Raw genomic sequence first — 23,647 nt, forward strand, 5'->3', positions numbered from 1 at the left:
ATAGCTGTAACATTTCAAATATGTTGTGCGTCCTAGATATGAAACTGGCCTAAATGAACACTGTAGAGTACAATAAAAGCGTAGACAAGTATGCCGATGGCATGTTTCGCTTTATCCTCAAAAACATTAGAGATGAGGATAAAGCGCGTGATATCGTACAAGACAGTTTCGAGAAGTTGTGGCGTAATATTGAGAATGTAAATTATCAGAAAGTAAAGTCATATCTTTTCACTACGGCTTATCATACCATGATCGATTTGATAAGAAAAGAGAAAAGAAAAGAAGATTTTGAGAAAGTTGATGTAAAAGAATATTCACATTCGGAACAGTATAGCGATTTAAAAGAGGTTTTAAATATTGCATTGGAGAAGCTTTCAGATATTCAAAGATCTGTAATACTATTTAGGGATTATGAAGGATATTCATATGCAGAAATTGCAGAGATTACCGATTTAAATGAATCACAGGTGAAAGTTTACATTTACAGGGCCAGGAAAAATTTGAAAAGTTTCATTGGTAGTATAGAAACATTGGTGTAGTAAGATTGATGATGAGAAGAATAGACAGATACAATTACGAAGAATTCTTTCTTGATTATTTGGAAGGAAATTTGAACGATTCAGAGAAGAAAAATCTGGAAAGTTTCCTTGCGCTTAATCCTGATTTAAAGGAGGAGTTGGACGAAATGTGCCTGATTGAGTTGGAGGAGGAGAACATAACTTTCGATAAATCATCATTGAAACAGATTCCTTTTGAAACAGATTTTGAGGATTTCTGTGTAGCCAAATTGGAAGGTGACTTAGAGCAAGAAGAAGAGATTGCTTTCACGAAATATTTGAACGATAATCTTATTGGCAAAGCTCAATATCAATTGTATGAAAAAACAAAGCTTACAGCTGATTTTGATATTATTTATCTCGATAAGGAAGAGCTCAAGAGAAAGGAACGTAAGATTATTCCTTATTGGATGATTTCCGGAGTTGGAATTGCTGCATCGGTATTGCTTCTTTTTTCGGTTTGGAATACTTCCATTTCAGATACAAGTGCAGAACATGACTCAGCTAAAAAAGTTGCCTACAATGATTCTGTAAAAAAAGTGATAGTTGCACCAGCTAAAGATTCCAATAGGTTCGAAAAGTTGGTTGGAATTAAGTCTGAATTTAACACAGCAAAGCAAGAGATAGTCGGCACAGTTAATCAGGAAGTTGAAAAAGTGATTGCAAAGAGCCAACCATTAGAAAAAAAATTAGATAGGATTGTTACTGCCAATGCAGTTGTTGAGAACCCATCAAAAAATCAGCAAGCCGAGGCTCAAAAAATCAGTTTGCCTGAAGTTATTAAAACAGCTGAACTTAAAGTTTTGGCCAATGTTGAAGTGATTGAGCAAAAAATTGAAAGTCAGGATAAGGAAATGAATGAGGTTCCAGTTAATACTGGTTTGGCAAATCTAGGCATGTCTTGGAAATCAAGTGTAAAAGCGAAACGAAAAAGCAATTCATTGCTTTATGCAGTTGCAAAAATGGGAGTTGACAAGATAGGAGAGATTGCTGGAAAAAAAGTACAGTTGGAAAAACAATACGATTCAGAAACAGAAAAAACACGTTTAAACTTCAATACCAAAGGTTTAGGCTTTTCTACTTCAATAAAATAAAAATTACCTGTAACTAATGGGCTGTTGATTCGTCTTACCCATAGAATTATCTAAAAACATTGTTATGAAGAAATTACTTGTAATGTATTTTGCACTTGCAATTGGATGTAGTGCTTACGCTCAGAATACAATCGATACTTTAAAAACAGATACACTTAAGAAGAAAAAAATCTTAATTGAAGATAGCTGGTCCAATAAAAAGAAAAAAGCCAAAACCAAGAAAACTTTTCAGCAGATTGAGCACCAGGATACCATGAAAGTGGAGTTTATGAATAAAGATGTTGTTAAGGCTGTACAAAACGAAAAAGGAGGCAAGGTTAAGGTAGGTAGGATTGGAAAATTTGCTTACCAGGAAGGCCGGGATACGACTAAAATCAGAATTGGAGGAAAGCAGATTAACATTATAGATGGTTGGCACGGAACCAGAATTAAGATTGAGAAAGTGCATCCTTGGGATCCGGACCAAGATAAATTCTTTATGGAAAAAGAACCTGATTTCAGAGGACACTGGGCTGGATTTGAAATGGGTATAAATGGTTTTGCAAATGAAGATTATACAGGTTATTCCTATGATTTTATGGATTTGGATATGGCAAAATCTATTGCTGTTAACTTGAATTTCCTGCAGTACGATATCAGCTTGCAAAAGGAGAGAAATACAATAGGAATGGTTACTGGTTTGGGGCTGGAATGGAACAATTACAGGTTTGATAATGATATTACTTTGCAAAAAGTAAATGGAGTAATACAACCTGTTGACTTATCCGTTCAAAATCCTGATTGGAATATTAAAAAGACAAAACTAACAAGTTTATACCTTACGGTTCCATTGTTAATGGAATTTCAAATCCCTGTAAAATATAAGAAGAGAAGAATTCACATGTCTACTGGTGTTGTGGGAGGTTTAAGACTAGGTTCGCATACCAAAATCAAACATGGAGGCGATAAAGTAAAAGATCATGATGATTTTAAATTGAAGACTTTGAGATATGCAGCACATGCTCGTATTGGTTATCGTTCTTTAAACTTTTTTGCAACTTACGGTTTAACCGAATTATTTGAAAGTGGTAAAGGTCCCGATTTAACACCGTTTACAGTAGGGATCACATTAGTTAGCTTTTAAGATTAAAACTTATATTTAGACAAATAGCCAGATTTTATTGAAGTCTGGCTATTTTATTTTTGCAACTGTGCAATTTTGACCAATATTGATATTTTTAGCATAAAATAGTATATTAGGGGCATGAAAAGATTTCCCCTATATATATTACTAATATTATGCTTACCATCCTTTGGTTTTGACAGCTTCAAAGCTCAAGTTAGTTTGGACAGCCTACAAAAGCGATATGGTTCGTCGGCAGGTCAAAATAAATTGAATGCTTTACTGGATCTTAGTAAATTTTATTGGAACATCGATCCTGCCCAAGCAATAGAAAAATCTAAACATGCGCTGGGAACAGCACAATCGCTTGAGAGTACTCCTGAAATTATAAAAGCGATGTTCTATGTTGGGACCGCGTACTACTATGATAACCAACTTGATAATTCCTTAGATTATCTTTTACAAGCACACCATTATGCTGAGAAAAATAACTTCAAGAAAGAAATAGCTGATATCAGCATGCAATTGGCAACGGTTTATTATGAAACCAACCGATTGAATAAATCATATTCCTATACGATTCAAGCCTTTAATTATTACGAAACCTTTGGGGATGAGAGTGGAATTGCAGGTTGCGAGAACTTGTTAGGCTTGTATTACAAAGGAATTGGTGTATTCGATGAAGCTCAAAAGCATTTTGAAATAGCACTTAAAATTGGTAAAAAATTATCTCGTGAAAGAATAATACAATCCGTTTTAAATGACTTAGGATCAATGTATGCAGAAATTGGTGAAACGGATAAGGCTATCGGAATCTACCAAGATGCATTGCAATACCATAAATCAAATGGAGCGACCTTTAAAAGTGGAGCATTCGAGTTAGATTTATCTCAATTGTACATTCAAAATGGAGAGTTATCCAAAGCTAAAAAACATTTGGACAGAGGTTACACCATTGCGATGAATCTTAAATCTAAACGCTTGTATCGTGATTATTACAGAATTTTGGCCAATTATCATATCAAAAATGGCAAACAAAAAGAATCTGTATTGGCTTTTCAAAAGTTGCAACAATACCAGGATTCGATTGCAGATGATAAATTAAGCAGTAAGATAGAAGAGTTGGATTCGCGCCATGCAATTAGCATCAAGAACCAGGAAAATCAGGTTTTAAGGGATGAAAATCAGGAACAGCAATTAAAAATTACTCGCCAGTATATTGTTGGATTATTGATTTTAATGGTATTTATTTCGGTGATATTTATTTTGATTATCAGGTACAGAAATAATCTGAAAGACAACGAATTATTGCATTTGAAGAACAGCTTGGTTCATCAGCATCAAGAAGAACTGATTGAAGCCATGAAGAGAATTAAAGTAAGTGAAGATAAGCTGCGCGTTGCCAATGATACCAAGGATAAGATGTTTTCATTAATAGCGCACGATTTACGAGGAGCAATTGGCAATATCAGTAATGGCTTAAGAATGTACCTTAGCGAGGAGGATTTAGATCTTACAGAGGAAGATAAGGAGGAGTTTTTACAAGCTTTGTTTCATTCGTCAGATAATGCTTATGAACTTCTGGAAAATCTTTTGTATTGGGCAAAAAACCAAACATCGTCACTTTCAGCCAATAAACAAATGGTTGATGCTTGTTCAATCATTAATTCCAACATTGGCTTATTGAGTGATTTGGCTAAAATTAAATCCATTAACCTCTTTACTTCGGAGAACCCAAATATCGAGGTGTTTGTTGATTGGAACATGATTAACACCGTTTTGAGAAACCTGATTTCCAATGCCATTAAGTTTACCAATAAAGGTGGTAATGTGGAGATTAAATCAGAAATAGGGGAGCACTTTGTTAGGATATCGGTAATTGATGATGGTATTGGAATGCTGCCTGACCAAATAGATAACATTTACGATGGAAAAACCACGGATGGAACAGCTGCTGAGAAGGGAACTGGTTTAGGCCTAACCCTGTGTCGCGATTTCTTGAATAAAAATCATGGTAAAATGTTTGTCAGTAGTGAAGTGGATAAGGGAAGTACTTTTGCTTTTATCATTCCACGACGTCCAATGAATCAGGAAAAATATTTGGAATTAGTAGAAAAAGAGCCTCTTCTTTTCTTGATTAATAATTAAATTTAGAGCTGAAATACACATTAGCATAAACTAAATTTAAATACAAATGAGATTATTACTGATCAGTAATTCTACGAATCCAGGGGAAGCGTATCTGGATTATCCAAAACACAATATCAAAGAGTTTCTTGGCGAGAAACCAGTTAAAGCATTATTTATTCCTTACGCAGGAGTAACTGTATCTTTCGATGATTACGAAGCCAAAGTAAAAGAAAGATTCAACGAAGTGGGACACGATATCATCTCGATTCACCATTTCGAGAATCCGATTCAAGCGGTTGAAGAAGCAGAGGCAATTGTTGTTGGTGGAGGAAGCACCTGGAACCTGCTTCATTTGATTCACAAGTACAACCTTACCGAGCCAATTCGCAACAAAGTGATCAACGAAAAGGCTCCTTACATTGGTTGGAGTGCAGGATCAAACTTAACTTGTCCTACCATAAAAACAACCAACGACATGCCAATTATCGATCCTATGGGATTTGATGCACTAAACTTGATTCCTTTCCAGATCAACCCACACTATTTGGACAAAAATCCTGAAGGACATGGAGGAGAAACTCGTGAAGATCGTATCAACGAATTTATGGTATTGAATCCTGATGTATACATTGCTGGTTTGAGAGAAGCAACAATGTTTTTGGTAGAGGATGACAACATCAAGTTAATTGGTGACAGACAATGTAGAATCTTTAAGAACGGCATTGAAACTTACGAACTAAGTGCAGATGACGATTTCAATTTCTTGTTGAAATAAGATCATTACTAAAATATAAAGAAGCGATTAGGGAGACTTAATCGCTTTTTTTGTTTTGAATTTCTACCTTTGTGGCCGAAATAAAAGTTTAAACAAACACTTACTCATGGACTTACTTTCATCTTCTTATTTTGTTCTATTTCTTATTGTTGCTATCGGATTTATTGTTGGAAACATTAAAATAAAAGGAATTTCTTTGGATGTTTCGGCAGTTATTTTTGTTGCTTTGGTTTTTGGGCACTTTGGTGTAAGTATTCCTAAGGACATCCAAAATATTGGACTTACCCTGTTCATATTTACCATTGGAATTCAGGCCGGACCTGGTTTTTTCGAATCCTTTAAAAAGAATGGGAGAGAGCTAATAGTTTTGGCTTTTATTTTGGTTGGTAGTGCCTCCTTAATTACCATTTTACTTGCCTTAATTTTTAAAATCGATACCGCTATTGCCATAGGATTGTTAACGGGATCGCTAACCAGTACTCCCGGACTTGCTGCAGCTATCGAATCTACCCAATCAGCAATGGCATCCATTGGTTACGGTATTGCCTATCCTTTCGGAGTTATTGGAGTGATTCTATTTGTTAGAATGTATCCGAAACTGTTTAAAGTGGATATTGAAAAAGAAGCACAAAAGCTGGAAGATGAGGCTCAGCAGAATTTTCCTGAACTATTCAATAAAAACTTTGTAGTTGAGAATGAAAATATTGTTGGCAGAAGCATTGCCGAGCTTAAAATTCGATCGATGACCCAAGCCAATATCTCAAGAATCATGCACAATGGGGAAAGTATTGTTCCTACACCAAATACCATTTTAGAAGCTGGCGATATTGTGAAGCTTATTGGTACCGAACAGGCTTTGGAGAGAGCCAAAATGATCATTGGAGAAGAGACAGAGGAAAAGATCCCTTTAAGCCGAGATTATGTGGTGGAGTCGGTTTTGGTAACCAACAAGCAGGTGGTGAATAAAACCATTGGGCAGCTAAATGTTTTGGCCAATTACAATGCTCGCATTACCCGTATCCGTAGAGCAGGGATTGATATGGTAGCCAGTTCAAAATCAGAAATCCGTTTTGGTGATAAATTGGTTGTAGCTTGTGGAACCGCTAATATCAACAACGTGCGTCACCTGTTTGGGAACGATAGTAAGAAGTTATCTGATACCGATTTCTTTCCAATTGCGACAGGAATTGTACTTGGTGTGTTGGTAGGGAAGTTAAAAATTTCCTTTTCCGATGAATTTACCTTCAGCCTTGGACTAACCGGAGGTGTACTTATGGTAGCCTTGGTTTTAAGTAGAATAGGAAAAACGGGGCCTATCCTTTGGACCATGTCGGGGTCGGCAAACCAATTACTTCGACAGCTTGGATTACTCATGTTTTTAGCCGTAGTGGGAACCAGTGCGGGAGCTCATTTGGTACAAACCTTTCAGGAATCGGGTTTGGCACTTTTTGCAATAGGTATTGCAATTACCTTATTGCCAATGATTCTTACCACCCTAATTGGGCACTTCGTATTAAAAATGAACATTCTTAATTTACTGGGTGCATTAACAGGCAGTATGACCAGTACCCCAGGTTTGGCTGCAGTTGATGGCATGTCCGATTCCAGTGCACAATCCATAGCCTATGCAACGGTTTATCCAATTGCAATGGTGTTTTTAATTGTTTGTGTACAGATACTGAGTATGCTGTAAAGTTGGGTTCTAGACTAGAAAATATATCAACAAGACAAAAAGCATTATTAGCAAGACAAGGTGGAAGATTTTCCAAGACATGGAGGAAGCGCAGAAAGACCAAAGTAATGTGCTCCAAGACACATCAAAACTTCTTCCAAGACAAGCGTGAACTGCTCCAATACATGCAGTCGGAGCCTCCAAGACAGGTTTTTCTCGTTCCAAGACCAAAGAGTAGGATTTACTACTGTCTTTTTCGTAGTACTTACTGTATGGTAGCTATGAGATTAGGGAATCAAGCGATTCATTCATGGGGGTATCACTTCAAGTGATGCTCTCTCTGTAGAGAAAAAGCTAAAAAACCTACAATTTGGCTTTAAATTGATACCCTCATTGTAGTGAGAGCATCAATAAGCAAAAATACTTTAAAACTCCATTTCAACTACGATAGGACAGTGATCGGAATGCACAACATCAGCAAGGATAGAGGCACCTTTAAGCTTCTCCTGCAAACTTTCACTTACCATGTGATAGTCGATTCTCCAGCCCAGGTTCTTGCCTCTGGAACCAGCGCGGTAGCTCCACCAGCTATATTTATCTGGCGATTGATCGAAAACGCGGAATGTATCGATAAAACCACTTTCCAGAAATTGGCTTACCCATTCTCTTTCCTCAGGTAAAAAGCCAGAAACGCCTTTTTTCTTTTCAGGTCTGCTGATATCAATGGCTTTGTGGCAGATGTTAAAGTCGCCACCAATAACAAGATTGGGTCTTTCCTTTTTCAGTTCGTTGATGTATTCCTGGAAATAGGCCAACCATTCCATTTTATAGTCCTGTCTTGGCCCTCCGGTAGTTCCCGATGGATGATAGGTGCTAAATACCGAAATATCGCCAAAATCGGCTCTTATTGCCCTTCCTTCAATATCGTATTTGTCGTTATCCACTCCTGTAACAATGGCATTAGGTTTTTCCTTGCTCAAGATACCAACGCCGCTGTATCCTTTTTTCTCGGCAGAAAACCAGTAGCAATGGTATCCTAACTCCTCAAACAATTGAGATTCGATCTGCTCAGGTTGTGCTTTGGTTTCCTGAATCAATAAAATGTCAGGATTTTCTTCTTTCAACCAACCAATCAAGTCTTTCCCCAATGCAGCTCTAATACCGTTTACATTGTAGCTAATTATTTTTTTCATGTATCTAGTGTGTGTTTATAGCAACGAATGATTCAAAATGCAATTTAGTAAAGATAAGTACCATATTTGTATTTTGACAAATAACAAATTCCTTAAAATGCACTCTTTTCCTTAAAATCAACTATTTTGTACAAAATAGATAGACATTGAAAGAAGGACTGGTTATAAAATCGACAGGAAGTTGGTATACTGTAAAAACCAACGATGGAGAAATTCACAATTGCCGTATCAAAGGGCGATTTAGAATGGAAGGAATTAGAACTACCAATCCTATTGCGGTTGGCGACAAAGTAAATTTTGAGGATGATAATGAATCGAAAGTGATTGTAAGTATTCACGATCGAAAGAACTATATCATTCGAAAGTCATCAAACCTGTCGAAGCACAGTCAGATTATAGCTTCTAATGTTGATCAGGCATTCTTGATTGTAACGGTAAATTATCCTTTGACCACTACAACTTTTATTGATCGATTTTTAGCTGCTGCCGAAGCATATCGTATTCCGGTTCGCTTAATCTTCAATAAAATTGATCGATATCGCCCAAATGATATGGACAGATTGGATGAGTTGAAGGGAATTTACGAGAAAATAGGCTACAAGTGCTACGAAATCTCTGCCAAGAATGGTACTCATATTGATCTTATTAAAGATGCTTTAAAGGATAATATCAATCTTCTTTCCGGACATTCCGGGGTTGGTAAATCAACATTGATTAATGTCATTCAACCCGGGTTGGATTTAAAAACCGGCGAGATTTCAGAAGCTCACTCTCAAGGAAAGCACACTACAACTTTCTCAGAGATGTTTGAGTTGGATTTTGGAGGTTATATCATCGATACTCCGGGGATTAGAGGATTTGGAACCATTGATATGGAAAAGGAAGAGATGTCGCACTTTTTTCCTGAAATATTCGATACTTCGAAAGAATGCCAATTCAACAATTGCAGTCACATACATGAACCCAAATGTGCTGTAAAAGCTGCTGTTGAAGCAGGTGAAATTAGTATTACTCGTTACGAAAGTTACCTGGGAATGGTAATGGAGGATGAGAATAGTAAATACAGAATTTGATTACAGTTAACTGTTAAAATATAGAATCCAGCACGTAGTTTTTACGTGCTTTTTACATCGGTACTATTCGATTTAAAATGATTATCCCGTGTAAACCGAAAGAGCTAAAAAAGAATATTTAAAAATGGCAAAAATACTGAACCCTGAAGAATTCCTTGAATTGGGAAAAACTCTTCCAATGATTGATGTAAGAACTCCGGCAGAATTTGAAGAAGGACACATTCCTGATGCTTTAAATATTCCCATTTTTACAAATGAAGAAAGGGCTTTGGTTGGTACCAAATACAAAAGAGCAAGTAAGGATGCTGCAGTTCTTTTGGGTCTTGAATTGGTTGGTCCTAAACTGGCCAAATTTGTAAAAATGGCTAAGAAATTTGCACCGCAAAAAGAAATTATGGTGCACTGTTGGCGAGGAGGAATGCGAAGTGGAAGTATGGCTTGGTTATTTGAAACAGCAGGCTTTAAGGTTTATTTGCTAAAAGGAGGATACAAGGCATATCGAGGATACATACGCAATCAGTTTGCCGAAAAATCGGAATTGGTAGTTTTGGGAGGCATGACAGGTAGCGGAAAAACGGAAGTTTTACTCGAAATGCAAAAGAAAGGTGCACAGGTACTGGATTTGGAAGGAGTAGCTCATCACAAAGGATCTGTATTTGGAGCATTAGGACAAGCTGATCAACCAACCAATGAGAATTTTGAGAATGAATTGGCTAAAGTGTGGTTGGAATTGGATCCCAACAAACCAATTTGGGTTGAGGATGAAAGTAAATCTATAGGTTCAGTATGGATTAATGATGCTTTATTTCACAGAATGCGTAAAACTGATGTTGTAAAAATTCTTATTCCAAAATCTGAAAGAATAAAAAGACTTGTGGAAGAATATGCTTGTTTCGACTCTGAGATTTTAGCGCAAATGATCTCTAAAATAGGGAAAAGATTAGGAGGATTAAATGTAAAATTAGCATTTGAAAGTCTAGAGAAAGAAGATTATGCCACTGTTGCAGATATTACATTAAACTACTACGATAAGGCTTACAGACATGGTTTAGCAAAACGAGAGGACCAAACCATTCATTATTTGGAGTTGGAAAAAGACAATCCTACAGAAAATGCACAGAGGGTAATTGAGTTTTACAATTCGATTAAAAAGTAGTCTATTCTATCACACAGGTAATTGTGATTTCTATTTCTTTGCCAACAAAAAAGCCGCTTTGAGGACCCACTTTAAAATCGAGGCGGTTTACTTGTAGTTTGCCGGTAAATGTTTGCCGAGAGTAGTTAAAAATGATTTCTACCTCTTTGCTTTCACCATGCATTGTAAGAATTCCGGTAAGTTTGTAATTCATTCCATTGTGAAATACACCAGTTGATTTGAAACAAATTTCAGGGTAATTGGCAACATCTAAGTATTTTTCTCCCTTTACCACTTGATCTCTCTTCTTCATTTTTGTTCTGAATGTTGTTGCATCAGTACAGACATCAAAAGAGGCCGTGGAAATATCTTTTGGGTCGAATTTCACATTTCCTTTCATTCCGGAAAAGTTTCCTTTTACCTTGTTTGCACCAAGATTGGCTACTCGAAACTCAATTTTGGATTTTTCGGGATTAATATTCTGGGATAAGCATGTAATATGAATCCCTCCAATAATCATTACCAACAACATCAATCTTCTGATCATATGATATACTTTTGGAGTTAATACTTGAATAGGATGTAAAGCCTTTGTTTATAAACAAATATAATCCATAATAGATGATCAATACAAAACTAAATTTGGAATTGTAAAATAGGATTGGATGTAAAATGAAATATAGCAGGAGATATTTTTTGACTCTCGAATAAGATTTAAATTGATTTGTCGTTACCTTTATCAGAAACCAATTAATATTCAGCATTGGACTTTTACCTTAATAACCGGAATTGGAAGTACCACTTTTTAGTTGTTGCAATTGTGATTGTGGCCGTATCATTGCTTTATACCAATAGTTTGGTGAAAAAACTGGCCCACGAAGAAGCAAAGAAAGTAGAGCTTTGGGCAATTGGTTTAAAGAGTCTCGATACCAATCCAAACCAAGATATTGCCTTGATACAAAGAATAATGGAGGACAACGAAACCATTCCTATGATTATAGCTGATGAAAATGATAGCATAATTGCTCACAGGAATATTAATTTTCCAGAGAATCAAGAAGAGAAAATAGTATCAAGGGAATTGGTTAAAATGAAGAATGAGAATCATTCCATTACCATTGAATTGATTAATGGTAAAAATTACATTTACTACGATGATTCAAATATTCTAAAGCGCCTTGCTTGGTATCCATTCATTCAGTTAGGAGCGATTATTACTTTCATTGTCATTGCATTTTTGGCTTTTTCCTATTCAAAATCAGCAGAACAGAATCGTGTTTGGGTTGGTATGTCGAAAGAAACAGCACATCAGTTGGGGACCCCAATTAGTTCCCTTATGGCCTGGATGGAATTGATGAAGTTGGGAAGTCCAAGTCCGACAATGGTTGAAGAAATGTCGAAAGATGTAACCCGGTTGGAGGTAATTGCCGAGCGATTCTCAAAAATTGGTTCAAAACCGATATTAAAACCTCAGAATTTGCATGAAATTCTTGATGTGAGCATAGAATACCTAAAGAAAAGAACATCGGATAAAATTGAATTTATTTTTACCCATACTGATTTGAAAAATGAGTTGGTACCTTTAAACAAAGAGTTATTTTCCTGGGTGATAGAAAACTTGACGAAAAATGCAGTTGATGCAATGGAGGGAAAGGGAGAGCTTCGTTTTTCTATAACTGAAGGCAAAGAAAAAATAGTATTAGACATCAAAGATACTGGGAAAGGTATCGCGAAAGGTCAATTTAAAACCGTTTTTAAACCAGGCTATACTTCCAAAAAGCGTGGTTGGGGATTAGGATTGTCTTTGGCAAAAAGAATTATCGAAAATTATCATAGCGGAAAAATATTTATTGCCAGCTCAGAACTAGGAAAAGGTACCGTTTTTAGAATAATTTTGCCTATAAACTGAAAGTTCTGGTTTTCAAATCACCAGAAATGTTTTGAAACAAAAAAAGAACTCCTTATTTTTGCAGCCCGTTTTTAAGCGGGATTGCTTATTGAATGCTTGTTTAGCATCAGTAATTGCTTGAAATTGACAAAAAAGATGTATTTTTTTGTGAATTCGTAAGATTAATTTTTATACTTTTGCAAAGTTTTATTTGAATATTTTGGAATATCCAACAAAATATACGATTCCTTTTAAGGGCTTAAAGGATGGTTTACATGAATTCGATTTCAAAGTAGATCATGAGTTCTTTGAGTATTTTCAAGAGGAAGATGTTTACCAGGGAGAAGCTGATGTAAAAATCACTTTTAATAAAAAAACACTGGTAACCACTTTAAAGTTTGAATTAAAAGGAAAGTTAAACATAGCTTGCGACAGGTGTTTGGAAGATCTGGAGATTGATGTTGAGGGTGAAAATTCTCTATATTTGAAATTTGGTGAAGAACACGAAGAGTTGGCAGATGATGTAATTGTTCTTGCAGAATCGGAAAATGAGATTAATCTGGCACAATACATCTATGAGCTGTTTGAATTGAGCTTACCTTTAAGCTTTATTCACCCTGATGATGAAGAAGGGAACAGCACTTGTAATGAAAAAATGATTCAAAAATTGAATGACCTCTCGGTGAATGAGGAAGAGAAGATTGACCCGAGATGGAATGATTTAAGAAAATTGATTGATAATAACTAGTTAAATAGGTTGAAAAATGGCACATCCAAAACACAGAACGTCGAAGCAGAGAAGAAATAAGAGAAGAAGTCATCTTAGAACAACTCCTGCTACTTTAGCATCTTGCTCAAATTGCGGAGCAACTGTTAAATATCACACTGTTTGCCCTGAGTGCGGTTATTACAGAGGCAAATTAGCTATTGAAAAAGAAGTTACAGCATAACCTGAGTACAATTATTCAGGTTTGAAGCTATATAAATTTGCTCCTCAGATTCTTCTTAGGGGCAAATTTGCGTTATACATGATCGTTCTTGCTTTATCACAGTTTGTTGATGATAGAGGTGTGATATTAACCTTTAAAATCCATGATTTGCTAGAGAAAAATCTGTATACTTGTAAGCTGAATTATCTGATGAACACTAAGTAAGCTTAAACAATGTCAAAAATTAATGCAGTTATAACAGGAGTTGGGGCTTATGTTCCCGACTATATTCTTACCAACGACGAGTTAAGTACCATGGTTGACACTTCTGATGAGTGGATCATGACTCGAATTGGTATTAAAGAAAGAAGAATTCTAAAAGGTGAAGGACTTGGTTCTTCGGAATTAGGTGTGAGAGCTGTTAATCAGTTGTTGGAAAAAACAGGAACTTCTCCTGAAGAAGTTGACTTGGTGATTTGTGCAACTGTAACTCCTGACATGCAATTCCCTGCTACAGCAAACATTATCAGTGATAAAGCCGGAATTAATAATGCATTTAGTTTTGATTTGAATGCAGGTTGTTCAGGATTTTTATTTGCATTGGCAACTGGTTCAAAATACGTACAGTCTGGTATGTATAAGAAAGTTGTGATTGTTGGTGCAGAAAAAATGTCATCAATCGTTGATTATACTGATCGTCAAACATGTCCAATTTTTGGGGATGGATCTGCAGCAGTACTTCTTGAGCCAACAACTGAAGATGTTGGTGTAATGGATGAAATGTTGCACACAGCAGGTTTTGGTCGCAAGCATTTACATCAAAAAGCAGGTGGGTCATGTAAACCAGCTTCTCATGAAACGGTTGATGCTCGCGAACACTTCATTTATCAGGAAGGAAACCACGTATTTAAACACGCAGTTTCTAATATGGCTGATGTTTCAGTTGAAATGATGAAAAAACACAACATGACAGCTGATGATTTGGCTTGGTTGGTTCCGCATCAGGCAAATAATCGTATTATCGAGGCTACAGCTAAAAGAATGGGCTTGGCTAAGGAAAAAGTAATGATTAATATCGAAAGATACGGTAATACAACCTCTGCTACCATTCCATTGTGTTTATGGGAATGGGAAGATCAATTGAAAAAAGGAGATAATATTATTCTTTCAGGATTTGGTGCAGGTTTTACCTGGGGATCTATTCTGTTAAAATGGGGTTACGATCCTAAATAGAATTTTATTACTACAAGATATTATAAAGGCTTCCATTTGGGAGCCTTTTTTTGTCTTGAAACATGTTATGGAAGTGGGATTTCTGCCTCAATTTTTTATATTTGTATGGTCCGCGAACATGGGTGCTGTAGATTGGAGTGATAAAAGAGAGTGTTCGTATACTTTTTTTAGAAATATTGAGTTGATATAGGTGTCAATTCGGGACAATAAAAGAGGTAAATACTAGATTTAGATTCTATGAATTTCCTATGACATTTGTCCAAATCAATAAGATTTCAAACATGTTTAGTAAAAAAAATAAAATGAGCAGAAACAACGACGTACAACCAACCGCGGTAAACCTTATTTGTGATGGAACATCAATTAAAGGAGATGTGCAAGCATCAAGAGATATCCGCATTGATGGATATTTAAATGGTAAAATGCAGGTGAACGGAAAGGTGGTTGTAGGAAATACAGGTAAAATCGAAGGAGATGTTAATTGTAAAAGAATTGATGTTTCAGGTAGAGTAGAAGGTAATATTATTGCTTCAGAAATGGTGAATCTGAAATCAACAGCTTTAATATTAGGAAACATTACTACCGATAAGATTTCTGTTGAACCAGGTGCTAAGTTTACAGGTTCATGTAAGATGGGTGAAGCGGCACCTGCAAAAGATGAAAAGAAAAAATAATTCTGAAAAGAATGAAAAAAGAAAGCAGCTAAGCGGGGTTATAAAATACTCTGGCTTGGCTTTTCAAATGATCGCAATAATTCTGATAGTTTTATATGGAGGTATGAAATTGGATGAATATCTGCAGAAAGAATTTCCCTTATTTACCGTTATAGGAGCTTTTTTGGGAGTGATATTGTCCCTCTATTTCGCTCTGAAAGATTTTATGAAAATGAAGTAATAGATATATGGAAAAAAAATACAAATCGTATATTCTTAGACTAAGTCTAATATCAGTTTTTTTACTGATTGGGTCAATTGCTTTGTTCCTAACAGTTCTAAAACCATGGTTTAGTTATATTTTCCCTTTCGTGATTTTGTACTTTTTTTTATTCAATTCCTTTCAACACTTCAAATTATTAAAATTATCGAAGGGAGATCCTCGAATTTTCCATACCAATTATATGGCTTGGTTTGGAATAAAATTATTTCTCAATCTTAGTTTCGTAATTGTTTACGTTTTGCTGAACAGGGCGCAGGCATTGAGTTTTGTGCTTTTCTTTGCGTTTTGTTATGTGGTTTATACAACCTTTGAAGTAATAACACTATCTAAGACTTTAAGGTCGGGAAATATTAAATAGCTCAAAAAAGTTTTGTGGAGAACTTTTTTTATTAAATTTGAGGGACCAAAAAAAATAAGAGAAAAAACTTCTCAAGTTACATTAAAATTTATCCTTATTTTAAATTTGGAACGAAGTAATAAATTATTGGAATTATAAACATGGGGGATTTCCCTAATAATTCCATTTTAAATTTCTTTTGATAGATTTCGAAAGACAAAACATTAAAGCAAGTCATTCTACGTATGAAAAGTATTCATCGATTTCTACTAATCGTCTTCTTTATTGCCAGCGCAGTTACTGCGTTTGCATCTGATGAACATGACAAGCATGCTCACCATGATACTCACAAAAATGAAAAATTTGAACCAGGAAACTTTATCATGGATCATATTGCCGATGCTTATGATTGGCATGTTTTTTCTATAGGTGATTTTCATGCGACAGTGCCACTTCCGGTGATTGTAATTTCTGAACAGTCAGGTTTTCATATGTTCATGTCGAGTAAATTTCATCACGGACATAGCGAATACAATGGGTTTTATATTGCTCAGGAAGGTGAGTTTAGAGGAAAGGTTGTTGAAAAAATTGGAGGGAAAGAAGTTCGACCTTTTGACATTTCCATGACCAAGAATGTAATTGCTATGCTGATTAGTATGATCTTCCTGATGTGGATTTTCATATCAGTTGCAAAAGCATATACCGTAGAAAAGGGCAAGCACCTAAAGGGATACAATCATTAATGGAGCCACTAATTTTATTTGTGCGCGATGAGATTGCAAAACCTGCTATTGGTGAAAAGAAATACGAAAAATACATGCCATTCCTTTTAACCATTTTCTTCTTTATCTGGTTGAATAATTTAATGGGATTGGTACCATTTATTCCGGGAGGAGCCAATGTAACAGGTAATATCACCATAACCATGGTATTGGCTTTGTTCACATTTATTATTACAACTTTTAGTGGAAATAAGAATTACTGGGTTCATATTTTTAATACACCAGGAGTACCTTGGTGGTTAAAATTCCCTGTACCATTGATGCCATTGGTTGAACTTATGGGTGTGTTTACAAAACCATTTGTTTTAATGGTCCGTTTGTTTGCAAACATCACAGCAGGTCACATGATTGTATTGGCATTTGTGAGCTTGATCTTCATATTTGGACAAATTAGTCCAATGTTAGGATATGGAACATCGGTTATTTCTGTATTGTTTGTGATTTTTATGGATATGTTGGAGCTACTTGTAGCTTTGATTCAGGCATATGTATTTACGCTTCTTTCTGCACTGTACTTTGGTATGGCTACGGAAGAACATCATTAAGAATTTTCAACTCCTTAAAATGGAGCTATTTTATAGTTTTTTAATCATTAATATAAAAACACTATGATTACATTATCAATTCTTCTTCAGGCTGCAGCTAGTATGGCAGTTGCTAAAATGGGTGCTGCATTCGGGGCAGGTTTGGCTGCTATTGGTGCTGGTATCGGTATTGGTAAAATTGGGGGTTCTGCTCTTGAGAGTATTGCTCGCCAGCCAGAAGCATCTGGAGATATTCGTTCAAACATGATTGTAGCTGCTGCTCTTATTGAAGGTGCGGCTTTCTTTGCTATCATCATCTGTTTGTTGGCTATCGTATTGTAATAGCATTATCCACAATTTGCCAAAAAGGGATTGCCTGAGGTAAATTGTGGTAACAATTGATTATTAAAATCCACCGGAAGGTGAAAAAAATAGAATGATATGGGCTTGGTAACACCTGAATTAGGAACTTTTATATGGATGTTTTTGGCTTTTGCCATCGTACTTTTTATCCTTAAAAAGTTTGCCTGGAAACCAATATTGAATGCCTTAAAGGAGCGTGAAGAGTCGATTGAAGACGCACTACGTTCTGCTGATCGCGCCAAAGAAGAAATGGCTGAATTGCAAGCCGACAATGAAAGAATTCTTCAGGAAGCAAGAAAAGAGCGTGAAGCAATGCTTAAAGAGGCAAAAGAAATGAGTTCTAAGATTGTTAATGAAGCGAAGCAAAAAGCTACTCATGAAGCAGATAAGCTGGTTGAATCAGCAAGAGCTAACATTGAAAGCGAAAAAGCAGCGGCATTAAACGAAATTAAAGCTCAGGTAGCTAATCTTTCTGTTGAGATTGCTGAGAAAATTCTTCGTCAGCAATTTGCCGAAGATCAGCAACAAAAAGATTACTTCAAGAAGTTAATGGACGAAGTAAAGCTTAATTAGTATCCCGAAACTCCCGATAGCTATCGGGACGGGAGAGTTAATGAGATTGTAGTTCTCAGATCTCTTATCTAATAAAAACAATATGAACGAAAGTAAAATCTCGGTTCGATATGCCAAAGCTCTTTTCGAATTAGGAAAAGAGAAGAATATGATCGAAACTTTTATATCAGATATTAAAATTATTGATGATCTGGTTAAGGAAAGTTCTGATTTTTGGTTGATGATTGAAAGCCCTGTGGTGAAAACTCTTCAGAAAAGAGAGGTAGTGAAGCAGATATTTTCTGGTAAAATAGATGAAATGGTATTGAATTTCCTTGATTTGGTACTGAAAAACAGAAGAGAAATCTATATCAAAGATATTTCCAGAAACTTCTTGACTCTCTGTAGAAAAGATATGGGAATTCTTTCTGCGATATTGACCTCGGCAAGCAAAGTTGAAGATGCAAGCAAGCAGAAAATGTCTGATCTTCTTGAAAAATCTTTCAATTCCAAGATAGAATTAACAGAAGTGATCGATGAGGATATCATTGGTGGTTTTGTAATTCGTGTTGAAGATCAACAATTAGATGCTTCAGTTGCTAGTCAATTGAATCAAATCAAACGAGAATTACTAACAAATAGAATAAGTTAAAAGTACTTAAAGTGCCTAAAGTACTTAGAGTTTAAGAAAGTAAGTTTAGGCATTCAGATAAGAAAATATTTAAGTTGTATGTACTTAAAACTTAAGACAATTATAAGTATTTTAAGTACTTAAGGCACTAAAATCAAATAAATATGGCTAGTATTAAACCTGCAGAAGTTTCGGAAATTCTAAAGCAGCAATTAGAAGGATTAAAAACCGAAGCAGAACTGGAAGAAGTCGGAACTGTATTGCAAGTAGGTGATGGTATCGCTCGCATTTACGGATTATCGAATGTAGAATCAAATGAGTTGATCGAATTCCAAAATGGAGTATTGGGTATTGTTTTGAACTTGGAGGAAGACAATGTCGGCGCAGTACTTTTGGGTGAAACACAAGGTATTAAAGAAGGTGACGTGGTAAAACGTACCAAGCGTATTGCCTCAATCAATGTTGGTGAAGGCATGTTGGGACGTGTTATCAATACCATTGGTGAACCGATTGATGGCAAAGGTGAAATTACAGGAACTACTTACGAAATGCCATTGGAGCGTAAAGCACCAGGGGTAATCTATCGTCAGCCTGTAAACGAGCCGCTGCAAACAGGTTTGAAAGCAATTGATGCCATGATTCCAATTGGACGTGGACAGCGTGAGTTAATCATTGGTGACCGTCAGACTGGTAAAACTGCTATTGCAATTGATACCATTATTAATCAGAAAGAATTTTACGACAAAGGTGAGCCTGTTTACTGTATTTATGTGGCAATAGGACAGAAGGGGTCAACCGTTGCGAACATTGCCAGGACTCTGGAAGAAAACGGAGCAATGGCTTATACTACAATTGTATCTGCAACCGCATCAGATCCGGCTGCATTGCAATTCTACGCACCATTTGCTGGTGCATCTATTGGTGAGTTCTTCCGTGATACAGGTCGTCCTGCATTGATCATTTACGATGATTTATCGAAGCAGGCCGTATCATATCGTGAGGTATCACTTTTGCTTCGTCGTCCACCAGGACGTGAGGCTTATCCAGGAGACGTATTCTATCTTCACTCAAGATTATTGGAGCGTGCCGCTAAGGTGATTAACTCTGATGAAATTGCACGTCAGATGAACGATCTTCCAGAGAGCTTGAAGAATGCCAAGGATGAAAACGGAGAATCAATCATTAAGGGTGGTGGTTCATTAACTGCACTTCCAATTATTGAGACTCAGGCAGGTGACGTATCTGCTTATATCCCAACCAACGTAATTTCGATTACTGATGGTCAGATCTTCTTGGAATCAGATTTATTTAATGCTGGTATTCGCCCTGCTATTAACGTGGGTATCTCTGTATCTCGTGTGGGTGGTAATGCTCAAATTAAATCGATGAAGAAAGTTGCTGGTACATTGAAGCTTGATCAAGCACAGTATCGTGAACTGGAAGCATTTGCTAAGTTCGGTTCTGATATGGATGCTGCAACTTTATCGGTACTTAATAAGGGAGCTAAAAACGTTGAGATCTTGAAACAGGGACAATATTCTCCTGTTACAGTGGATAAGCAAGTTGCGATTCTGTACTGTGGTACTCAAGGTTTATTGAGAAATGTTCCTACTGATAAAGTGAAAGAATTCGAGCATGACTTTATTCAATTCATGGAATTGAAACACAAAGATGTATTGAACGAACTTGGTTCTGGGAAATATACTCAAGAGGCACAGGATATCATGCGCAAAGTTGCTGAAGAAGTAGCTGCAAAGTATAAATAAGTATCAATTAACAATTATCAATTAGTAATAAAGCCATATTCATTACTAATTGATAATTACTAATTACCAATTGAATCAAATGGCTAATTTAAAAGAAATTCGTACTCGTATTTCGTCGGTTCAGAAAACCAAACAGGTAACTGCAGCGATGAAAATGGTTTCTGCTGCTAAATTGAAAAAAGCACAGGATGCCATTGTACAAATTCGTCCGTATGCCGATAAATTACATGAGATTCTTTCGAATCTTACAGGAAGCTTAAATCCTGATGATAATTTGTATGGTGTGCAACGAAAAGCCGACAAGATATTATTAATCGCAATTAATTCGAATAAGGGACTTTGTGGTGCTTTTAATTCAAATGTAATCAAGCAGGTTAATGTGCTTACTGATGGTATTTATGCGGAGCAAAATCAAAAAGGGAATCTTGATGTGCTTTGTATAGGTAAGCAGGCTAATGAAATATTAAAGAAGACTCATAAAGTAATTGGCGAACGCAACAGTTTGTACGATGATTTGACTTTTGAAAATGTTTCGACATTGGCAGAATCAATCATGGCTGAATTTGTAGAAGGAAAATACGATAAAGTAGAATTGGTGTACAACCAGTTTAGAAATGCCGGTGTACAGATTTTAACTACAGAACAATTCTTACCTGTTCAGCAAGAAGAGGAGGAGAACAATGTTCATTCTGAGTACATTTTCGAGCCAAACAAAGAAGAAATTGTTCAGGATTTGATTCCTAAATCATTAAAAACACAGTTCTTTAAAGCAATGTTGGATTCATTTGCCTCTGAGCATGGTGCTCGTATGACTGCAATGCACAAAGCAACCGATAATGCATCTGATTTGCTACAAGACCTGAACTTAACTTACAACAAGGCTCGTCAGGCTGCAATTACCAACGAAATTTTGGAGATTGTATCTGGAGCGAATGCCTTGGCCCAATAAGTCAGAAAAGTGGCTTAAAAGGGATAAAAAGACCATATTTAAGAGATTTATATTGCTGCAAAGCCTCATCAGTTTCGATGAGGCTTTTTTATGGATGAAAAATTGGTGCGGGTGCCAATTTGATACTCTTTTACTCATTTGTTTCTTTATCCATTAATACCGATTACGAATCAAAACGATTGATAAAAAATCAATCTGTGATTCTCTATCGGCATTAACCATTGTAATAAGCAAAATGATATTATCAATCATTTTGAAATACAATTGGTATAACATGTATCATTTTTTTTATTAGATTTGTATGTTCAAACATATGTACAAATGGAATTGAAAATAGATCACAAAAGTCCAATGCCTCTTCACGCACAAGTGGAGATGTTGCTTCGTAAATTGATTGAAATGCCGGAATATCAAAATGGAGGATTACTTCCAAAGGAGGTTGATCTAGCCAAGAAACTTGGCATTTCAAGAAATACACTACGCCAAGCAACTAACAAATTGGAATATGAAGGCTTACTAATACGTAAGAAAGGAATTGGAACTAAAGTGGCTGAGAAGAGTATTACCACAAATTTAGACAACTGGTTGAGTTTTACTCAGGAAATGTCGGATAAAGGCGTTGGCTTTAAAAATTATGCTATCGAGGTAAAATGGGTTAAGGCTGATGAGAAGTTAGCCAATTTCTTTGAGGTGAAAATAAATACAGAGATTTTGTGTCTTTGCAGATTAAGAGGTGCTGCCGACGGACCATTTGTCTACTTTGAAAGTTACTTCCATCCAAGAATTCAAATGACTGGTAAGGAGGATTTCTCACGTCCTTTGTACGAAATTCTTGAAAACGATTACCATATTATTCCAACAACATCAAAGGAAAATCTAAAAGCAAGATCGGCATCCAAGATTACAGCAGAAAGGTTGGAGATCAAAAAAGGAGAGCCTGTAATGGTCCGAGAGAGGTTTGTTTCCGATCCGGGAGGAAGACCTATAGAATACAACATAGGTTTCTACAATGCCGAGAAGTTTACCTATTCGATTACAATCACGCGCTAATTAATAAATGATGGATACAAGACGATATGCACTAGGTGTAGATGTAGGAGGAAGTCATATTAGTTGTAAAACTTATGATTTGGTTGAAAGAGTATTGTTGGAAAATTCTTTTTGCAGCATTAAGATTGATCATTCGGGGACTAGAGAGGAAATCCTGAATCGTATGGAGGAGCTGCTGAATCCCGTTTTACAGGATATATACATACAGGATTTGGCAGGGATCGGTTTTGCTATGCCTGGTCCTTTTGACTATGTGAATGGGATTGCACAGTTTTCTGGTGAGAATGCAAAGTTTATTCATCTCAATCAGGTGAATATCAGAAAGGAATTAAGCATTAGATTGGAAATTGAAGAAGAAAAGATTCGCTTTATTAATGATGCTACTGCTTTTGCAATCGGAGAATTTTTTAATGGAGAGTTAAGAAATTCATCAAAGAGTTTAGCAATTACCCTAGGAACAGGCTTTGGATCGGCATTTCTTTCAAATGGAATTCCTGTAATTACAGAAAATACTGTCCCAAAAGAAGGCTGTTTATGGCATTTGCCATTCGAGAGTGGAATTGCAGATAATTATTTTTCGACCAGAGGTTTGGTAAATCGATTCGAATCCAGTGCACATCTTAAGGTACAAGGTGTAAAACAGATTGCAGAATTGTATAATAGTCATGCATCGGCCCAGCAAGTGTTTGATGATTTTGGGAAGAAGCTGGCCCAGTTTTTAACACCGTGGATCAAAAGTTTTGAAGTGGATGCACTGGTGATTGGTGGAAATATTTCTAAGGCATTTTCTTTGTTCCAGGATCCATTGGAGCAAGAATTACGAAAGCAGGACATTAAATTAAAAACGGAATCATCTCAACTTCTCGAAGACTCCGCTTTTATTGGTGCAGCAGTACTGTTGGAAGAGGGTTTTTATTCGTCAATTAAAGATCAATTGAAGTACATGTAAGCCTATTCGTTGAAAGAATTAAAAGCT

General features: G+C 36.1%; 25 protein-coding genes. 23 read left to right on the forward strand and 2 right to left on the reverse strand.

The features are described from left to right. Nucleotides 1–53: 53 nt before the first annotated feature. The 6 genes from JCM15579_RS02100 (at nt 54) to JCM15579_RS02125 (ending at nt 7,351) form a co-directional block, all read left to right on the forward strand. Complete coding sequence (locus JCM15579_RS02100; protein ID WP_054715045.1) at nt 54–539, forward strand: RNA polymerase sigma factor; 486 nt, start codon at nt 54–56, stop codon at nt 537–539. An 11-nt stretch (nt 540–550) separates the two neighbouring features. Next, nucleotides 551–1,651 (forward strand): hypothetical protein, encoded by a 1,101-nt coding sequence (locus JCM15579_RS02105; protein WP_054715048.1) that lies wholly within the window; start codon nt 551–553, stop codon nt 1,649–1,651. 64 nt (nt 1,652–1,715) lie between these two features. Then, nucleotides 1,716–2,774: an outer membrane beta-barrel protein gene (locus tag JCM15579_RS02110; protein WP_054715051.1), complete on the forward strand. Its 1,059-nt coding sequence runs from the start codon at nt 1,716–1,718 to the stop codon at nt 2,772–2,774. 120 nt (nt 2,775–2,894) lie between these two features. Beyond that, nucleotides 2,895–4,901: a tetratricopeptide repeat-containing sensor histidine kinase gene (locus JCM15579_RS02115; protein WP_054715053.1), complete on the forward strand. Its 2,007-nt coding sequence runs from the start codon at nt 2,895–2,897 to the stop codon at nt 4,899–4,901. Nucleotides 4,902–4,947: 46 nt separating this feature from the next. Next, nucleotides 4,948–5,658, forward strand: a complete 711-nt coding sequence (gene pepE, locus JCM15579_RS02120) for a dipeptidase PepE (protein ID WP_054715055.1) — start codon at nt 4,948–4,950, stop codon at nt 5,656–5,658. Nucleotides 5,659–5,764: 106 nt separating this feature from the next. Next, on the forward strand, nt 5,765–7,351 hold the full coding sequence (locus JCM15579_RS02125) for an aspartate:alanine exchanger family transporter (RefSeq protein WP_054715062.1): 1,587 nt from the start codon (nt 5,765–5,767) through the stop codon (nt 7,349–7,351). A gap of 404 nt (nt 7,352–7,755) precedes the next feature. Here the strand turns inward: JCM15579_RS02125 and JCM15579_RS02130 are convergent, their stop codons facing one another. Continuing rightward, nucleotides 7,756–8,523, reverse strand: a complete 768-nt coding sequence (locus JCM15579_RS02130) for an exodeoxyribonuclease III (RefSeq protein WP_054715065.1) — start codon at nt 8,521–8,523, stop codon at nt 7,756–7,758. Between the two features lie 146 nt (nt 8,524–8,669). Here JCM15579_RS02130 and rsgA point away from each other — a divergent pair, with 146 nt between their 5' ends. Next, complete coding sequence (gene rsgA, locus JCM15579_RS02135) at nt 8,670–9,596, forward strand: ribosome small subunit-dependent GTPase A (protein WP_054715068.1); 927 nt, start codon at nt 8,670–8,672, stop codon at nt 9,594–9,596. Nucleotides 9,597–9,720: 124 nt separating this feature from the next. Next, nucleotides 9,721–10,752 carry a tRNA 2-selenouridine(34) synthase MnmH gene (gene mnmH / locus JCM15579_RS02140; protein WP_054715070.1) on the forward strand — a complete coding sequence of 344 codons (1,032 nt, stop codon included), beginning with the start codon at nt 9,721–9,723 and terminating at the stop codon, nt 10,750–10,752. Nucleotide 10,753: 1 nt separating this feature from the next. Here mnmH and JCM15579_RS02145 read toward each other — a convergent pair whose 3' ends face one another. Further along, nucleotides 10,754–11,278, reverse strand: a complete 525-nt coding sequence (locus tag JCM15579_RS02145) for a YceI family protein (RefSeq protein ID WP_054715073.1) — start codon at nt 11,276–11,278, stop codon at nt 10,754–10,756. A gap of 273 nt (nt 11,279–11,551) precedes the next feature. Between JCM15579_RS02145 and JCM15579_RS02150 the strand changes: the two genes are divergently transcribed. The 15 genes from JCM15579_RS02150 (at nt 11,552) to JCM15579_RS02220 (ending at nt 23,620) form a co-directional block, all read left to right on the forward strand. Further along, nucleotides 11,552–12,640, forward strand: coding sequence for a sensor histidine kinase (locus JCM15579_RS02150; protein WP_218186035.1), 1,089 nt, complete (start codon nt 11,552–11,554; stop codon nt 12,638–12,640). 190 nt (nt 12,641–12,830) lie between these two features. Then, nucleotides 12,831–13,367 (forward strand): YceD family protein, encoded by a 537-nt coding sequence (locus tag JCM15579_RS02155; protein WP_054715079.1) that lies wholly within the window; start codon nt 12,831–12,833, stop codon nt 13,365–13,367. A gap of 16 nt (nt 13,368–13,383) precedes the next feature. Beyond that, nucleotides 13,384–13,569, forward strand: a complete 186-nt coding sequence (gene rpmF, locus JCM15579_RS19960; RefSeq protein WP_083464500.1) for a 50S ribosomal protein L32 — start codon at nt 13,384–13,386, stop codon at nt 13,567–13,569. A gap of 213 nt (nt 13,570–13,782) precedes the next feature. Continuing rightward, nucleotides 13,783–14,781, forward strand: a complete 999-nt coding sequence (locus tag JCM15579_RS02160) for a beta-ketoacyl-ACP synthase III (RefSeq protein WP_054715082.1) — start codon at nt 13,783–13,785, stop codon at nt 14,779–14,781. A 302-nt stretch (nt 14,782–15,083) separates the two neighbouring features. Further along, nucleotides 15,084–15,455, forward strand: a complete 372-nt coding sequence (locus tag JCM15579_RS02165) for a bactofilin family protein (protein ID WP_054715711.1) — start codon at nt 15,084–15,086, stop codon at nt 15,453–15,455. Continuing rightward, nucleotides 15,439–15,675 carry an AtpZ/AtpI family protein gene (locus JCM15579_RS02170; protein ID WP_054715084.1) on the forward strand — a complete coding sequence of 79 codons (237 nt, stop codon included), beginning with the start codon at nt 15,439–15,441 and terminating at the stop codon, nt 15,673–15,675. The genes JCM15579_RS02165 and JCM15579_RS02170 overlap by 17 nt, the downstream gene beginning before the upstream one ends. Nucleotides 15,676–16,299: 624 nt before the next feature. Beyond that, nucleotides 16,300–16,797 (forward strand): hypothetical protein, encoded by a 498-nt coding sequence (locus JCM15579_RS20555; RefSeq protein WP_054715089.1) that lies wholly within the window; start codon nt 16,300–16,302, stop codon nt 16,795–16,797. Next, entirely contained in the window at nt 16,797–17,381 is a 585-nt protein-coding gene (gene atpB, locus JCM15579_RS20560) for a F0F1 ATP synthase subunit A (RefSeq protein WP_054715092.1), read from the forward strand. Before JCM15579_RS20555 ends, atpB begins: the two co-directional genes overlap by 1 nt. Before the next feature lie 63 nt (nt 17,382–17,444). Beyond that, nucleotides 17,445–17,702 carry an ATP synthase F0 subunit C gene (gene atpE, locus JCM15579_RS02190; RefSeq protein ID WP_262493474.1) on the forward strand — a complete coding sequence of 86 codons (258 nt, stop codon included), beginning with the start codon at nt 17,445–17,447 and terminating at the stop codon, nt 17,700–17,702. A gap of 99 nt (nt 17,703–17,801) precedes the next feature. After that, nucleotides 17,802–18,296 (forward strand): F0F1 ATP synthase subunit B, encoded by a 495-nt coding sequence (locus JCM15579_RS02195; RefSeq protein ID WP_054715095.1) that lies wholly within the window; start codon nt 17,802–17,804, stop codon nt 18,294–18,296. Between the two features lie 82 nt (nt 18,297–18,378). Beyond that, nucleotides 18,379–18,927 (forward strand): ATP synthase F1 subunit delta, encoded by a 549-nt coding sequence (atpH, locus tag JCM15579_RS02200; RefSeq protein ID WP_054715099.1) that lies wholly within the window; start codon nt 18,379–18,381, stop codon nt 18,925–18,927. A gap of 143 nt (nt 18,928–19,070) precedes the next feature. Then, nucleotides 19,071–20,672, forward strand: a complete 1,602-nt coding sequence (gene atpA / locus JCM15579_RS02205; RefSeq protein ID WP_054715103.1) for a F0F1 ATP synthase subunit alpha — start codon at nt 19,071–19,073, stop codon at nt 20,670–20,672. A 79-nt stretch (nt 20,673–20,751) separates the two neighbouring features. After that, nucleotides 20,752–21,621 (forward strand): ATP synthase F1 subunit gamma, encoded by an 870-nt coding sequence (gene atpG, locus JCM15579_RS02210; protein ID WP_054715108.1) that lies wholly within the window; start codon nt 20,752–20,754, stop codon nt 21,619–21,621. Nucleotides 21,622–21,942: 321 nt separating this feature from the next. Next, complete coding sequence (locus JCM15579_RS02215) at nt 21,943–22,671, forward strand: GntR family transcriptional regulator (protein ID WP_054715110.1); 729 nt, start codon at nt 21,943–21,945, stop codon at nt 22,669–22,671. Between the two features lie 10 nt (nt 22,672–22,681). Further along, nucleotides 22,682–23,620, forward strand: coding sequence for an ROK family protein (locus tag JCM15579_RS02220; protein ID WP_172677346.1), 939 nt, complete (start codon nt 22,682–22,684; stop codon nt 23,618–23,620). Nucleotides 23,621–23,647: the final 27 nt, after the last annotated feature.

The organism is Marinifilum fragile JCM 15579 (assembly GCF_001310955.1).
Taxonomy (GTDB): Bacteria; Bacteroidota; Bacteroidia; order Bacteroidales; family Marinifilaceae; genus Marinifilum; species Marinifilum fragile.